We start from the raw sequence: 14,563 nt of genomic DNA on the forward strand, positions 1-14,563 counted from the left end.
GTCTCACTGCCCCTCCTCTGAAGAGGAGGGGAGAGAGATTTATTGCAGCGCTGGAACATCCTGACTGATCAGCGTTTCACCATCGCTGCGGGTCAGGGTCAGCTTTACCTTTTTGCCGTCCCAATCAATATCGATCTGGCCGAAATTCTCGTCGCTGAAAAACCCGCCGACGCGGTGTTCATCCGGTTCGCGGTCGCCGGTGTCGCCGCTGCGGAAGGAATAGTTGAGCGAGCTTGAGGTCAGCTCCCATAACGGCTTGTCTTTGCCCGGCAATTGCGTGCGATACAGCCCGCCCGAATGACGATCACCGGAAAGCAATACGGCGTTGTCGATATTGTAAGCGGTCAACAGGCTATAGAGACGTTCCTGCTCCAGGGGGAAGTTGGACCAGCTTTCAAAGTCATGCGCTTTGGTGATGACCTGGATCGAGGAAAAGATCAGCCGCAAATCGGCCGGTTTGCGCAATTCCTGCGCCAGCCATTCCCATTGTGCATCGCCCAATATCGTCGCTTCCGGGTCGCTGTCTTCGGCATAGTTACCCATCGCCCAGCGTTCCATGCGATAGGGCTTGCGCAGCAGATCGGAGCGGAAATAGCGGGTGTCGAGCAGGATGATCTGTACCTTTTTGCCTTCCGGGCCAACCATCCGGCTTTCATAGACGCCGGGCCGTGCCTTTACCTCGCGCGGGGAATCCCAAAAGGTCTCATAAAGCCGCTCGGCATATTCCTTGAAGGCAAAGGCGCCGCCGGCATCATTGGCGCCATAATCATGATCGTCCCAGCTGGTCATCATCGGGATATTAGCGCGGAACTCCTGAAATTCGGGTGTCGCCGCCAGCTTGGCGTAGGAGCGCTGAACGCTGGGCAGATTCGCCGCCCAGTTAGAGCCTGTATCGCCATAGATATTGTCACCGATCATCAGGAACATATCCGGATCGGTCTTGCTGATCTGCCCCCAGATATCCGCCGGGCGATTCTCATTATAGCAGGAGCCAAAAGCGATCCGGGTCAGTGCCTTACTCTCGTCAAGCGCGGCATTGGGCCCAGCGACGGGCAGGCTGTCACGATCCAGCCCGGCATAATAGGGACGCAACGCCTCTTGCCCGGTTTCGGGGAAACGCAAGGGCGGCAGTTCCGCCTCGGCAAGATCGCCCTGCGGTGCATAATTGGCACTGTTGGCCGTGCAACCAGCCACGGCCAGCGCAGCCGAAATCGTCAATATTACGCGAAGCATTGTCTTCCCCTTTTGATCGCTACACGCCATGCAGTGCGGCTTTGACACAATGATGACAACCCATGGAAATGCGTATATCCCTTTGAAAAATCAATTTTACATTGGGGGATGACGGATGCGGAATCAGATATTTGGCAGGGCTCTGTCGGGAACAGCGGCTGTGGCGCTGGTTTTGGTTATGGGTACAGCAGCAAAGGCTGCGCCCGGAGATGATCTCGACCAGTTGATCGAGGAATCCTGGCAATATGCACTGAGCCAAAGCCCGGTCTTTGCCAGCCAGCTCGACGTTGCCGGATATGAGGGCAAGGTATCTGACCCGAGTCTGGAGGCACAAACCAGCCAGGCGGACAAAGCTAAGGAGTTTCTGCAGCGTCTTGAAGCGATTGATGAGACGGCGCTGACGCCGGAACAGAAGGTCAATTACGGCATACTGCGCCGCACACTGAATGAGACCATCCAGCGTGATTCCTTCGGCCAGCGTGTCATCAATTTCACCAACCGCTCCGGCTGGCATCAGAATTTCGCCAGCATGGCGATCAATTCGCCTTTTCGTAACGCCGCGGATTACAAAAGCTATGTCGACCGGCTGGCGCAATATCCACAGATCAACGATACCAATATCGCAATCGCCGATCAGGCGATTGCCGGCGGCTATACCCTGCCCTGTGACGCGATGCAGGGCTATGAGGTCTCGATCACCGGCCTGATTGCAGACGATCCCAAAGCGACGCGCTTCTATGAACCCTTTACCCGGCCCAAACCGGCAACCATGGATCAGGCCGAATTTGACGCGCTGGCGGCGCGCACAGAAACGATTATCAGTGATGTGCTGTACCCCGAACTACGCGAACATGCCGACTGGTATATCACCAGCTATGCCCCGGCATGTGCAGTCGAGCCGGGGGTATCAGCCCAACCGGGGGGCGACGCATATTACGCCTTTCGCATCGCGGAGATGACGACCACCGATCTCACCGCTGATGAAATCCACAATATAGGCCTCAGCGAGGTCGCGCGTATCCGCGCCGAGATGGAGGAGGTGGCGGCAGAAGCGGGATATGAAAGCCGCGAAGCCTTTATCGAGCATCTGCGCACCGACCCCAAATACTATGCCAAGACGCCCGAAGAGCTGATGGAGAAGGTCGCCCGCGTCACCAAGATTATCGACGGCAAAATGCCCACCCTGTTCTACCGCCTCCCGCGTCTGCCCTATGGCATCCGGGAAATCCCGGCAGAAACCGCCGAGGGCACCACCACCGCCTATTACAATCCCGGCTCGCCCGATATCGGCATATCAGGCACCTATTATGTCAACACATCCAAGCTCGACCAGCGCCCATTCTGGGAAATTCCGGCGCTCAGCGTACATGAAGCCGTACCCGGCCATCATCACCAGATCGCTTTGCAGCAGGAACTGGATATGCCTGATTTCCGCAAATATGGCGCGTTCTTTACCGCCTTTGTCGAAGGCTGGGGGCTGTATTCAGAGCGGCTGGGCATCGAGATGGGGCTGTATGATACACCGGCCAAGAATATGGGGCGCTTGTCCTATGAAATGTGGCGCGCCTGTCGGCTGGTGGTGGATACCGGCATTCATTCCAAAGGCTGGTCCAAGCAGCAAGCGGTGGATTTCATGCTCGACAATACCGCACTGACCGCCGCCAATATCGATGCCGAGGTCAATCGCTATATCAGCTGGCCGGGGCAGGCATTGGCTTACAAAATCGGCGAGCTGAAAATCCGCGAGTTACGCGGCAAGGCGGAAGAGACGCTGGGCGATGATTTTGACCTTCGCGCCTTTCATGACACGGTGCTGGAACAGGGCGCGGTGCCGCTGGATGTGCTCGAGGCACATGTGGCGGCTTGGATAGAAGCGCAGCGCGCAGATGATGAGGGCTAGGACTCCCTTATCCGCTATCGCTGGCATAGTGGGTGTGATGCGTTCCGATGCTAAGCTGACCTTCAATCCTTAACCAAGGATGCACCTAGCAGAAAGTCGTATTACCTCTGTTGCCTTCTGCTGCTAGCATGGTGCTTCCAGCGGCGGTGGGTATGATATGGAAGTTGAGGAAGTCCGGTCTTTTCTGGCGCAGTTTTCGCCTTTTGGCGCGCTTGAGGGTGCCGTTCTGTCGTATCTCTCAACCAAAATCCATATTCGCTATTTTCGCAGTGGCAGCACCCTTGTCGAGGCCGATGCGCCCAATCAGCTTTTTAGCATTGTCCGCTCCGGCGCGGTTGAGCTGCGTATTGGCGGGACCGAGTTGAACCATCGCCTGGGTGAGGGCCAGTGCTTTGGCTATCCCTCGCTACTGCGCGGGGACCGGACGCGCAATCAGGTGGTCGCGCTGGAGGATACGCTGGTTTACCAGCTTGATGCGGACGATTTTCTTGCGCTGCATAACGAGCACCAGGCGGTGCAGGATTTCTTCCATAGCGATGAAACCCAGCGGTTGCGGAAAGCGGTTGAGGCGTTGCGATCTGACAATGAGGGCAAGGCGAGCCAGCCGATGCTGGGCGTACCGGTGCGTAACCTGTTGCGACGCACGGAGGTCGCAACCGGAGGCCCGGTAATGAGTATTGCCGATTGCGCCGCGATCATGCTGGAGCAGAATGTCTCGACCCTGCCGATTTGTGATCATGGCAGGCTGGTGGGGATTATCACTGACAAGGATTTGCGCCGCCGGGTGGTGGCCAAGCAGTTGGCCTATGATCGCCCGGTCAGCGAAATCATGACGCTTGATCCGATGACGATCAGCGGTGCGGAGCAGGCGCTGTCGGCCAAGCTGATTATGTCGCGCTATGATATTCATCATCTTCCCGTGACCAATGATGCGGGCGCGATTATCGGGGTGCTAAGCGCCAATGATCTGCTCACAAGGCTGGGCATGAACGCGCTGCATGTGGTTTCCGAGATTAACGCCGCCGCTGATCCCGCCGCGGTCGCCCAAGCGGCGAAGAAATTGACGCAGGTGATTGTCCATCTCGTCGATAGCGGTGTCGATGCCGACCATATTGCGCGCTTTGTCTCGGCAATTGGCGAGGCAGCGCATAAGCGGTTGATTGAACTCGCCGAAGCAGCACTTGGCCCGCCACCGATTCCCTATGCGCTGGTGGTGTTTGGCTCATTGGCGCGCTCGGAGCAGGCGGGCGGATCGGATCAGGACAATGGCTTCATCCTCGACGACAGCTATGATGAAGCCCAGCATGGCGAATATTTCGCGGCATTGGCGCAACGGCTATGCGACGGGTTGAACAGTGCGGGCTATATTTATTGCCCCGGCGATATCATGGCGACCAATGACAAATGGCGCCAACCGCTGAAAAACTGGCTGGCGCGCTATCGGCGATGGATTGAAACGCCCGATCCCGACAACGTCCTTAACACCACGATATTCTTTGATATGCGCTGTGTTTCCGGCGAGGCAAAGCTGGTTGACACATTGCGCGAGCAGGTGCTGAGCTGGAGCAAGGCGAACCGGATATTCGTCTCCTTTATCGCCCGCGCCGCCGCGACGACGCGCATTCCTTTAGGCTTTTTCCGCAACTTCCTGCTCGAACATGATGAGCAGGAAGGTAATGCGCTTGACCTCAAGCATCAGGCAATTGCGCCGCTCGTCGATATTGGCCGGGTGCATGCGCTGGCGGCGGGATTGAGTCCGATATCCACCATCAACCGGCTGAGTGCAGCATGCGATGCTGACCAGATTAGCGGCGAGGGCAGCGCCGATCTTGCCGATTGCTTTGAGTTTGTCCGTGAAACCCGCTTCCGGCATCAGGCGCGGCAGATCAAGGCGGGCAAAGCGCCGACCAACAATCTTAATCCCGAGACGCTTTCCAGCTTTGAACGCGAGCATCTGAAAGACGCTTTCCGCCTCATCAAAACCCATCTTGAGAATATCAGCCGCCGCCATGCCGGGGGCATTAGTTGAGCCTTGCCGGGTCTTTGGGGCTGCCCGGCTGGCTGGCCGAGCCTTTATGGCAGCGGCAATGGAAAAAAGTGGTGGCTGAAGCAAAGGGCACCGCGATGCAAGGCTATTATGCCGCGCCGCAGCTCGCGCCGGATACGCCCTTGGGCGACGTGTCGATTATAGCGCTGGATTTTGAAAGCGATGGACTGGCTGAGGATGCGGCGCTGCTGGAGGTGGGATGGGTAACGCTGCGCAGCGGCGGCATTGCTCTCTCCGGCGCACGCAGACGGCGCATCCATGTCACCAAGGGGCTCGAAGCAAAAGCAGTGACCATCCACCAGATTACCGACAGTGCCGCCGCTGAAGGCGCGCCCGAGGCCGAGGTGCTGGGTGAATTGCTGGAGGCGCTGAATGGTGCGGTGGTGCTGGCGCATTTCGCGCAGATTGAGGCGCAATTTCTCAACACCGCCTGCCAACGGCAATTTGGTGTGCCGTTTCTTGGACGCTTCATCTGTACCAAACATCTGGAAGAACACTGGTTTCCGAAAGTGCGCGCCGCTGACGGGCTGCGTCTCGGCAAGCTGCGGGCCCAATATGGCCTGCCCTGGTATCGCGCGCATGACGGCCTGACCGATGCGATCGCCTGTGCCGAGCTGTTCCTGGCGCAATTGGCGCGCAAGGATGCGCCTTCGCTTACACTGGGTGATGTGCTGTGTCCGATGTGATCTAACCTGGATCAGGAACGTGTCATTGCGAGGAGCGAAGCGACGCGGCAATCCAGAGCAGCGCGACATGCCCTAGATTGCTTCGCTTCGCTCGCAATGACGAGACCATATTTAGTTTGCGCCAATCTCTAATACCAAAGTCGCGCTATCAAAATCCGTCTCCTGCTTTAGCTTTGGGCAAAATCAGGGGAAACCGCCCTGATCAGGACACGAGAAGGGGAGGTTCCAATGTCTGACAATGAAGGTGAAACCACTAAGGCGGAACAGGCCTATTGGAAGGAGAATATCCGTCTGTTGGTCACGCTTATGGCGATATGGTTCCTCGTCTCTTTCGGCGCAGGGATATTGTTCCGGCCGTTTCTCGATCAATTCGCGCTGGGCGGATATCCGCTCGGTTTCTGGTTTGCGCAACAGGGGTCGATCTATGTCTTTATCGGCCTGATCTTCTTCTACACCGTCCGTATGAAGCAGATCGAACGCAAATATGATCTGGACGATTGAGGGAGGCTGAGATGGATACCCAAACGCTAATCTACATCTTTGTCGGCGTCTCTTTCGCGCTCTATATCGGCATCGCCGTATGGAGCCGCGCCGGATCGACCAAAGAGTTTTATGTTGCCGGCGGCGGCGTCAATCCGGTGGTCAATGGCATGGCCACAGCAGCCGACTGGATGAGCGCGGCGAGCTTTATCTCGATGGCGGGGCTCATTGCTTTTCTCGGCTATGACGGCTCGGTCTATCTCATGGGCTGGACCGGCGGTTATGTCATGCTGGCGTTGCTGCTCGCACCCTATTTGCGCAAATTCGGCCAGTTCACCGTGCCTGATTTTATCGGCACGCGTTACTATTCCAAGGTCGCGCGTGTGGTCGCGGTGATCTGCCTGATCATGATCAGCTTCACCTATATTGCCGGCCAGATGCGCGGTGTCGGGATTGTGTTCTCGCGCTTTCTCGATGTCGACATTACCATGGGCGTGATCATCGGCATGGCGATTGTGTTCGTCTATGCGGTTCTCGGCGGCATGAAGGGCATCACCTATACCCAGGTCGCGCAATTCTGCGTGCTGATCTTCGCCTATATGGTTCCGGCCTTCTTCATCAGCTTCCTGATCACCGGCAACCCGATCCCGCAAATCGGCTTGGGTTCGCAGGTCAATGATGGCTCGGGGATGTATGTGCTGCAAAAGCTCGACATGGTGTTACAGGACTTGGGTTTCGGGGCCTATACTGAGGGATCGAAATCGACCATCGACATATTCTGCATCACCATGGCGCTGATGGTCGGCACCGCGGGTTTGCCGCATGTGATCGTGCGTTTCTTCACTGTGCCCAAGGCTTCGGATGCACGCAAATCAGCAGGCTGGGCGCTGGTATTCATCGCCCTGCTCTACACCACGGCGCCGGCTGTGGGTGCCTTTGCCCGGCTGAACTTCGTCGATACCGTCAACAATGTGGAATATAGCGAGAGCGCCGAATGGTTCCGCAATTGGGAGGCCAACAGCCTGATCGTCTGGCAGGACAAAAATGGCGACGGGGTGATGACCTATAGCTCTGGCGATGCGTTTGAAGGCAAGCCGGAATTTACCGGCGAGACCGGTGCCAATGGCGAGCGGCTGGTATCCAATACCAGCAATGCCGACAGCACCAATGAGGTCTATGTTGACCGCGATATCATGGTGCTGGCCAATCCGGAGATTGCCGATCTGCCCGGATGGGTGGTGGCGCTGGTCGCCGCTGGTGGTCTGGCCGCGGCACTGTCGACCGCAGCGGGTCTGTTGCTGGTGATCTCGTCATCGATCAGCCATGACCTGCTCAAATCGACCTTCGCACCGCAAATCAGCGAGAAGGGCGAGCTGCTGGCCGCGCGTGTCGCGGCGACGGCGGCGATATTGGTCGCGGGCTATCTCGGCATCTATCCGCCGGGATGGGTGGCGCAGGTCGTGGCCTTTGCCTTTGGTCTGGCAGCAGCCTCGCTGTTTCCGGCGATCTTCATGGGCATCTTCTGGAAGTTCATGAACAAGGAAGGCGCGATTGCCGGGATGATCAGCGGTCTGGTCTTCACCTTTGGCTATATCGTCTACTTCAAGTTCGTGGTGTCGCCCGATGCGAATGTCGCGGCCAACTGGTTGTTTGGCATCTCGCCTGAAGGCATTGGTGTGATCGGTATGCTGATCAACTTCGGTGTAGCGATAATCGTCTCGAAGGTCACGACATCGCCACCGATCGAAATCCGCCAGCTGGTGGACTCGATCAGAGTGCCCCGCGGTGCAGGAGACGCCGCTGCGCACTAAGCGGATGACAGCTTCCCGGTCTCTCCCGGGGTCGCAGGAGGAAAGGGGCATCTTCGGGTGCCCCTTTTCTTTATGCCGCAGAAAGACTAGGCTTGCCGCCATTATCGGCACCAGCGTCACAGCAAAGAAGCGCGGGCCGACAGGGGATAGGAGCTGGGAAGGATAGATGGCATGATCCTGGTGATCGCGCTGCTGCTGACGGCGGTCTATGTCGCCCTGCTCTTCTGGGTGGCGCATCGCGAAGACCGCAACGCCACAGAAGCGCCACGCGGCATCGCCTATGTGCATGCGCTTGCTATCGGCGTCTATTGCACCAGCTGGACCTTTTTCGGCGCGGTGGGTTCCGCCGCAGTTTCCGGCTGGCAATTTCTGCCGATCTATTTCGGGCCGATCCTGCTGTTTACCTTGGGCTATGGCCTGTTGCGACAAACACTGCGCGTCGCCAAGGCGCAGCACAGCACCTCCATCGCCGATTTTCTCGCCGCGCGCTATGGTAAGAGCCCGATTGTTGCAGCAACGGTAACGCTGATAGCCGCTATTGGCGCGCTGCCTTATATGGCGCTGCAATTGAAATCGGTTGGCGACGCTATGACGGCTCTGGCACCGCAATTGCTGAGCACCGACAGTCTGGTCTTTGCGGTGACCATTAGCATGGCGATGTTCGCTATATTGTTCGGCACCCGCCGGGCGCATATCAGCGATCAGAATCGCGGCCTTGTGGCAGCCATAGCGATTGAATCGGTCGTCAAACTGCTTGCTTTGGTGGCTATGGGGGTCTTTGCATTATGGCTGTTGCTGCCGGACAGCGCAGCCGACACTGCAAATGCCGGAAATGCGCCCCTATTTTCGGACGTTTTCAATCTCGGCCAGATTGATGCGCGTTTTGTGGTGCTGACGGTGATTGCCGCATCGGCGGCGCTGTGCCTGCCACGTCAGTTCCATATGACGATTGTTGAGGCTCCTAATGAGGGCTCACACCAGCCGATGCGTTGGGTCTTCCCGGCCTATCTGCTGCTGATCAGTCTGGCGGTCATTCCCGTGACCATGGCTGGGCTGACCTTACTGCCCAATGCCATGGCCGCGCCGGATATGATCATGATGACATTGCCGCTGGCTGAAGGCGCCGATGCGATGGCGGTGTTTGTTTTCCTCGGCGGCATATCGGCAGCAACCGGGATGATTATCGTCTCCACCGTGGCGCTATCGGGGATGATCGCCAATGATCTGGTGCTGCCGGTGATGCTGCGCTCGGTCGCCGACGGTAATCGCCGCGCCAGCCGCATTGCCACACTGGTGCAACCTTTGCGGCGCATTATCATGGTCGGCTTGCTGACGCTGGCCTATGGCTATTATCTGGTGGTGCAGGAAGGCGCATTGCTGGCCAGCCTCGGCACATTGTCTTTCGCACTGGTGACGCAATTTGTCCCCGGACTGGTGGGCGGGCTGGTCTGGCGCGGTGGCAAAAGACAGGGGATGTTGGCCGGGCTCGCAGCAGGCTTTGGCGGATGGCTGATGCTGTTGCTGCTACCCTCGCTCAATGGCGGCATCCCGGCCTTTTCCATTCACCCCGATCCACTGGTCTCCGGCGTCGTCCTTGCCACGAGCTTGAACGTTGCGCTCTATATCACCGTGTCGCTGCTGGCGCGCGATACAGTGGTGGATCGCGCCCAGGCGACCGCCTTCGCAACCGGGCTGGATATTCCCGAAGCGCTTGCCACCCAATCACAGCTTCGCGTTGCCGATATCCGGCTGTTGCTGCGTCAGTTTATCGGGCCGCAGCGTACCCATGATGTCCTCTCTGCCATGCGCGATGCCAATGGGCTGTTCTATGCCGACCGTGACCCCGCCGATGGCCCATTGATCCGTATGGCGGAGCGGCAGATTGCCGGGGTGTTGGGCTCAGCCTCGGCCGCCACTTTCATGCAATCGGTGCGCGATGGTGAACCTATACCACCCGAAGAGGTGCTGGCCCTGCTCGGCGAGACCTCACAAAAGCTGAAATTCAGCGGCGACCTGCTGCAGATTGCGATTGAAAATATTGATCAGGGTGTCGCTCTGGTGGACCGCGATATGCGGCTGGTGGCGTGGAATGAGCGCTATGTCGAGATGTTCGACCTGCCGGACAATCTCGCCGTGGTGGGCCAACCAATTGCGGCACTTATCCGCTTCAATCTTGAACATATTGGCACGGTTGAGGCGGAGATCGCGCGTCAGGTTGAGAAGCGCCTCGATTTCATGCGCCAGGGTACACGGCATTTTCAGGAGCGCGAACAGGGCGATGGTCGCATCTTGCGCATTCAGGGCAATCCCGCGCCCGATGGCGGTTATGTTACCAGCTATACCGATATTACTGCCGACCGCCGCGCCGAGCAGGCGCTTGAGGCGAAGGTTGCCGAGCGGACGCAGCAGCTAACCGAAGCCAATGCCGCGCTTGAACAGGCAACGCAATCCAAAACCCGTTTCCTCGCCGCCGCCAGCCATGATCTGGTGCAGCCGATGAACGCGGCGCGGCTGTTTACCTCGGCGCTGGAAGAGGAAATCCGCCCCGACAATGCGCCCGCCAAAAAGCTGGTGCAGCAAATTGATCACAGCATCTCAATGGCGGACAATTTGCTGCGCACATTGCTCGATATTTCCAAGCTGGATGGCGGCGGTTTGAAGCCCTCGCCGAGCCGCTTCCCGGTCAATCAGCTATTGTCCGATCTGGAGACGCAATTTGCCGAGCGCGCGGCGCAAAAGGGCTTGGCGCTCAAGGTCAAATCCTGTTCGCTCACCCTGCATACCGACAAGGGCATGTTTGTCAGCATCTTGCAGAATCTTGTTTCCAATGCGATCCGCTATACCCAATCGGGCCGGATCATTATCGGCGCACGGCGGCGCGGTGAGCATATTGATATCCAGGTCCATGACACCGGCCCCGGCATCGCCGAAGAGCATCAGGAACTGATCTTTCAGGAGTTTCGCCAACTTCCGGACAATGACGGCAAGAAAGGTGTGGGTCTGGGGCTGGCACTGGCGCAGCGACTGGCTGATCTGCTGGGCAGCGAGATACAGCTCATGTCTGCGCCTGGTAAAGGGAGCTGTTTCTCCATAACCATGCCGGTTGAGGCAGATGCAGAGTCCGCCGCTGAGGAGACAGCGCAGGCAACGCCGCGAAGCGCTGTTCCACAAGCTGCAATATTGTGCATCGACAATGATGAGCATGCGCTCGAAGCCTTGTCCGGACTCCTGAGCCGCTGGGGCTGTCAGGTTGAGACGGCGACACATATTAATGGCCAGATACCGCCCTGCCCCGATCTGCTGATCCTCGATTATCAGCTCGATGATGGCGTTACCGGGGATCAGATCTATACCCATCTGGTCGCACATTGGGATGCGAATCCGCCGGTCATCATGCTGACGGCAGACGATACAGAAACCACAAAACAGCTATGCGCGCAAATGGGCTTTGAACGACAGCTAAAACCCGCCTCCCCGATGGCTCTGCGCGCACTTTTGGGCAGCATGTTGCAGCGGGGGGCTATGCAGGTAAATGAGTCACGGTCTATCGTATCGTCGGCCCCGCGCAGGCGGGGCCAGGGCTTTTCTTGAAAGACTCACGCAAAGACGCGAAGACGCAAAGAAGGTTCCTGTTTGCGCTATCTCTTCGCGGCTTTGCGTCTTCGCGTGGGAATAAAGTAGCCCTGGCCCCGCCTGCGCGGGGCCGACGCAAGGCGAAAACTCTGCCATTTAATCGCTATCCATCGCCAGAGGTGAAGGGCAGGAAGACTTTACGGCATATTCGTCACTGGAAGCGGCACATCAAGTTTCTGGGCAATCAGCACCGCCTGAGTCCGGTTAATCACGCCCAGCTTGCGGAAAATCGCGGTGATATGCGCCTTCACCGTCGCTTCGGAAATATCCATCTGGAACGCGATCTGCTTGTTGAGCAGGCCTTCATTTATCAGCATCAATATGCGTCGCTGCGCCGGGGTAAGGCTGGCCAGTTTGGTGAAATCATCATTATCCGCATCACTGGTTTCGGTGGCAATCGGGAACCAGAAATCGCCTTGCTCCACAGCCGCCAAGGCCCTGCGCATATCCTCCAGCGGCGCGGATTTGGGAATGAAGGCACACGCCCCCAGGCTCTGCGCCGCGTTGCTGACACCCGCTTCCTCACTCGCTGACACAATAGCGATCGGCATCGCCGGGAAATCCTGCCGGAAATCGAGCAAGGCGGTCAGGCCATTGCTGTCGGGCAGATGCACGTCGAGCAATAGCAGGTCACTCGCTGCATCCTCTAGTGCGCTGCGGGCCTGTGCTATCGTCTCCGCCTCGACAATATCCGCATCCGGCCAGACTTTAGACACCGCCTGTGACAAGGCACTGCGGAACAGCGGATGATCATCGGTTATGACGATGCGTGGCATGGGCTTTAGCGGTTCAACCTTCCTTCGATCAGACTATCAACAATGCTGGGGTCCGCCAATGTCGAGGTGTCACCCAGCGAGCCATAATCATTCTCGGCAATCTTGCGCAAGATGCGCCGCATGATCTTGCCGGAACGCGTTTTCGGCAGACCCGGAGTCAGATGCAGATGGTCGGGCGTCGCAATCGGTCCGATTTCGGTACGTACATGTTTGCGCAGTTCCGCCACCAGCTCGTCTGACGGCTCCTCACCGGCATTGAGCGTGACATAGCAATATATGCCCTGCCCCTTGATATCGTGCGGATAACCAACCACGGCAGCTTCAGCGACTTTGGCGTGCGACACCAAGGCGCTTTCTACCTCGGCAGTGCCCATGCGGTGGCCCGAAACGTTGATGACATCATCGACCCGGCCGGTGATCCAGTAATAGCCGTCCTCATCGCGCTTGCAGCCATCGCCGGTGAAGTATTTGCCTTTATAGGTGCTGAAATAGGTCTGCTCGAAACGCTCATGATCGCCATAAACGCTGCGCGCCTGGCCCGGCCAGCTCGCGATGATGCACAGATTGCCATCGGTCGCGCCTTCCAATACACCACCTTCATTATCCACCAGTTGCGGCTGGATACCGAAGAAAGGCTTGCCTGCACTGCCCGGTTTCATGTCATGCGCGGCAGGCAAGGTGGTAATCATCGTGCCGCCCGTCTCGGTCTGCCACCACGTATCGACAATCGGGCAGCGTCCCTCACCCACGACCTGATGATACCAGCGCCAGGCCTCCGGATTAATCGGTTCACCAACTGTGCCCAATAGCCGCAACGAAGACCGATCATGCGCTTTCACCGGCTCATCGCCCTCACGCATCAACGCACGGATAGCCGTAGGGGCAGTGTAGAAGATATTGACCTGATATTTCTCGATTACCTGCCAGAAACGGCTGAAATCGGGATAGTTGGGTACGCCTTCAAACATCACCTCGGTGGCGCCGTTGAGCAACGGGCCGTAGACGATATAGCTGTGACCGGTGACCCAGCCGATATCGGCGCTGCACCAGAAAACTTCACCCGGCTGATAATCAAAGACATAATGAAATGTCGTCGCCGTCCAGACGGCATAGCCGCCAGTGGTGTGCAACACACCCTTGGGCTTGCCGGTGGAGCCAGAGGTGTAAAGGATGAACAGCGGGTCTTCCGCCGCCATAGGCTCGCACGCGCAGTCATTGGAAACAGTCGCTGCCAGCTTATGATACCAATGGTCGCGGCCTTGCACCATCGCGATATCGGCGCCGACATGGTTGACCACCAGAACGCCATCCAGCGGCGTTTCGTGATCGGGCTCATCAATTGCGGCATCGACATTGGCCTTTAGCGGCACGGTCTTGCCACCACGCAGACCAGCATCGGCGGTGATGACAAAACGGCTGCCACAATCCTCAATCCGACCGGCCAATGCCTCGGGCGAGAACCCGCCGAACACAACCGAATGGATCGCGCCAATACGTGCACAGGCGAGCATCGCCATCGCACCTTCTGGGATCATTGGCATATAGATGGTAACGCGGTCACCTTTTTTGACGCCCATGGCTTTCAGGCAATTTGCCATTTTGCTGACTTCGCTGAGCAATTCGGCATAGGTCAGTTTGCGCGCTTCACTATTGGGATCGTCAGGCTCAAAAATCAGCGCGGTGACATCGCCTTTCCCGGCCGCAACATGGCGGTCCAGCGCGTTGTGGCAGATATTCAGCACGCCATCTTCAAACCATTTGATATCTACCGGATCATAGTCCCAGTTACTGATCACTGTTGGCGGTGTCATCCAGTCTATACGCTCGGCCTGTGTTCCCCAAAATGCATCAGGGTCCGATACGCTCTGGGCATAGAGCCTGTCATAATCGGCCGCAGTGCAATGGGTGTTGGCCTGAGGTGGTGCGGGCACGATATCTGCCCCGGTTTTTGCTGACTGATCTGCTGCCATTGTCCGCTCCCTGAAAGTCTTTTGATC

Annotated in this window: 9 protein-coding genes; 6 read left to right on the forward strand and 3 right to left on the reverse strand. The window is 57.7% G+C overall.

Going from position 1 to position 14,563, the window contains the following annotated elements; genetic code table 11:
• Window positions 1-39: 39 nt before the first annotated feature.
• A complete protein-coding gene (locus RB602_RS14020) occupies window positions 40-1,233 on the reverse strand; it encodes an alkaline phosphatase D family protein (RefSeq protein WP_317081398.1) in 1,194 nt (397 codons plus the stop codon).
• Window positions 1,234-1,348: 115 nt separating this feature from the next.
• On the opposite strand from RB602_RS14020, the gene RB602_RS14025 reads away from it, so the two are divergent.
• From RB602_RS14025 to RB602_RS14050, 6 genes are all read left to right on the forward strand, one after another.
• Entirely contained in the window at window positions 1,349-3,133 is a 1,785-nt protein-coding gene (locus tag RB602_RS14025; RefSeq protein WP_317081400.1) for a DUF885 domain-containing protein, read from the forward strand.
• 157 nt (window positions 3,134-3,290) lie between these two features.
• Window positions 3,291-5,162, forward strand: a complete 1,872-nt coding sequence (locus tag RB602_RS14030) for a DUF294 nucleotidyltransferase-like domain-containing protein (protein ID WP_317081402.1) — start codon at window positions 3,291-3,293, stop codon at window positions 5,160-5,162.
• On the forward strand, window positions 5,159-5,866 hold the full coding sequence (locus RB602_RS14035; RefSeq protein WP_317081404.1) for an exonuclease domain-containing protein: 708 nt from the start codon (window positions 5,159-5,161) through the stop codon (window positions 5,864-5,866). The genes RB602_RS14030 and RB602_RS14035 overlap by 4 nt, the downstream gene beginning before the upstream one ends.
• A gap of 228 nt (window positions 5,867-6,094) precedes the next feature.
• Window positions 6,095-6,367, forward strand: a complete 273-nt coding sequence (locus tag RB602_RS14040; RefSeq protein ID WP_317081407.1) for a DUF4212 domain-containing protein — start codon at window positions 6,095-6,097, stop codon at window positions 6,365-6,367.
• Window positions 6,368-6,378: 11 nt separating this feature from the next.
• Window positions 6,379-8,157 (forward strand): sodium:solute symporter family protein, encoded by a 1,779-nt coding sequence (locus RB602_RS14045; RefSeq protein WP_317081409.1) that lies wholly within the window; start codon window positions 6,379-6,381, stop codon window positions 8,155-8,157.
• A 171-nt stretch (window positions 8,158-8,328) separates the two neighbouring features.
• A complete protein-coding gene (locus tag RB602_RS14050) occupies window positions 8,329-11,748 on the forward strand; it encodes a hybrid sensor histidine kinase/response regulator (RefSeq protein WP_317081411.1) in 3,420 nt (1,139 codons plus the stop codon).
• Window positions 11,749-11,927: 179 nt separating this feature from the next.
• On the opposite strand, the gene RB602_RS14055 is transcribed toward RB602_RS14050, so the two are convergent.
• Together RB602_RS14055 and acs are read right to left on the reverse strand one after the other, a co-directional pair.
• Window positions 11,928-12,566, reverse strand: a complete 639-nt coding sequence (locus tag RB602_RS14055; RefSeq protein ID WP_317081413.1) for a response regulator transcription factor — start codon at window positions 12,564-12,566, stop codon at window positions 11,928-11,930.
• 5 nt (window positions 12,567-12,571) lie between these two features.
• On the reverse strand, window positions 12,572-14,536 hold the full coding sequence (acs, locus tag RB602_RS14060; RefSeq protein ID WP_317081415.1) for an acetate--CoA ligase: 1,965 nt from the start codon (window positions 14,534-14,536) through the stop codon (window positions 12,572-12,574).
• Between the last annotated feature and the right edge of the window lie 27 nt (window positions 14,537-14,563).

Source organism: Parasphingorhabdus sp. SCSIO 66989 (assembly GCF_032852305.1).
In the GTDB taxonomy this organism is placed as follows: domain Bacteria; phylum Pseudomonadota; class Alphaproteobacteria; order Sphingomonadales; family Sphingomonadaceae; genus Alterisphingorhabdus; species Alterisphingorhabdus coralli.

Excerpts from the sequence above, each read along its gene's own strand:
- RB602_RS14020 (WP_317081398.1), bottom strand. The coding sequence starts at position 1,233 with ATGCTTCGCGTAATATTGACGATTTCGGCTGCGCTGGCCGTGGCTGGT.
- RB602_RS14025 (WP_317081400.1), top strand. The coding sequence starts at position 1,349 with ATGCGGAATCAGATATTTGGCAGGGCTCTGTCGGGAACAGCGGCTGTG.
- RB602_RS14030 (WP_317081402.1), top strand. The coding sequence starts at position 3,291 with ATGGAAGTTGAGGAAGTCCGGTCTTTTCTGGCGCAGTTTTCGCCTTTT.
- RB602_RS14040 (WP_317081407.1), top strand. The coding sequence starts at position 6,095 with ATGTCTGACAATGAAGGTGAAACCACTAAGGCGGAACAGGCCTATTGG.
- RB602_RS14045 (WP_317081409.1), top strand. The coding sequence starts at position 6,379 with ATGGATACCCAAACGCTAATCTACATCTTTGTCGGCGTCTCTTTCGCG.
- RB602_RS14050 (WP_317081411.1), top strand. The coding sequence starts at position 8,329 with ATGATCCTGGTGATCGCGCTGCTGCTGACGGCGGTCTATGTCGCCCTG.
- RB602_RS14055 (WP_317081413.1), bottom strand. The coding sequence starts at position 12,566 with ATGCCACGCATCGTCATAACCGATGATCATCCGCTGTTCCGCAGTGCC.
- acs (WP_317081415.1), bottom strand. The coding sequence starts at position 14,536 with ATGGCAGCAGATCAGTCAGCAAAAACCGGGGCAGATATCGTGCCCGCA.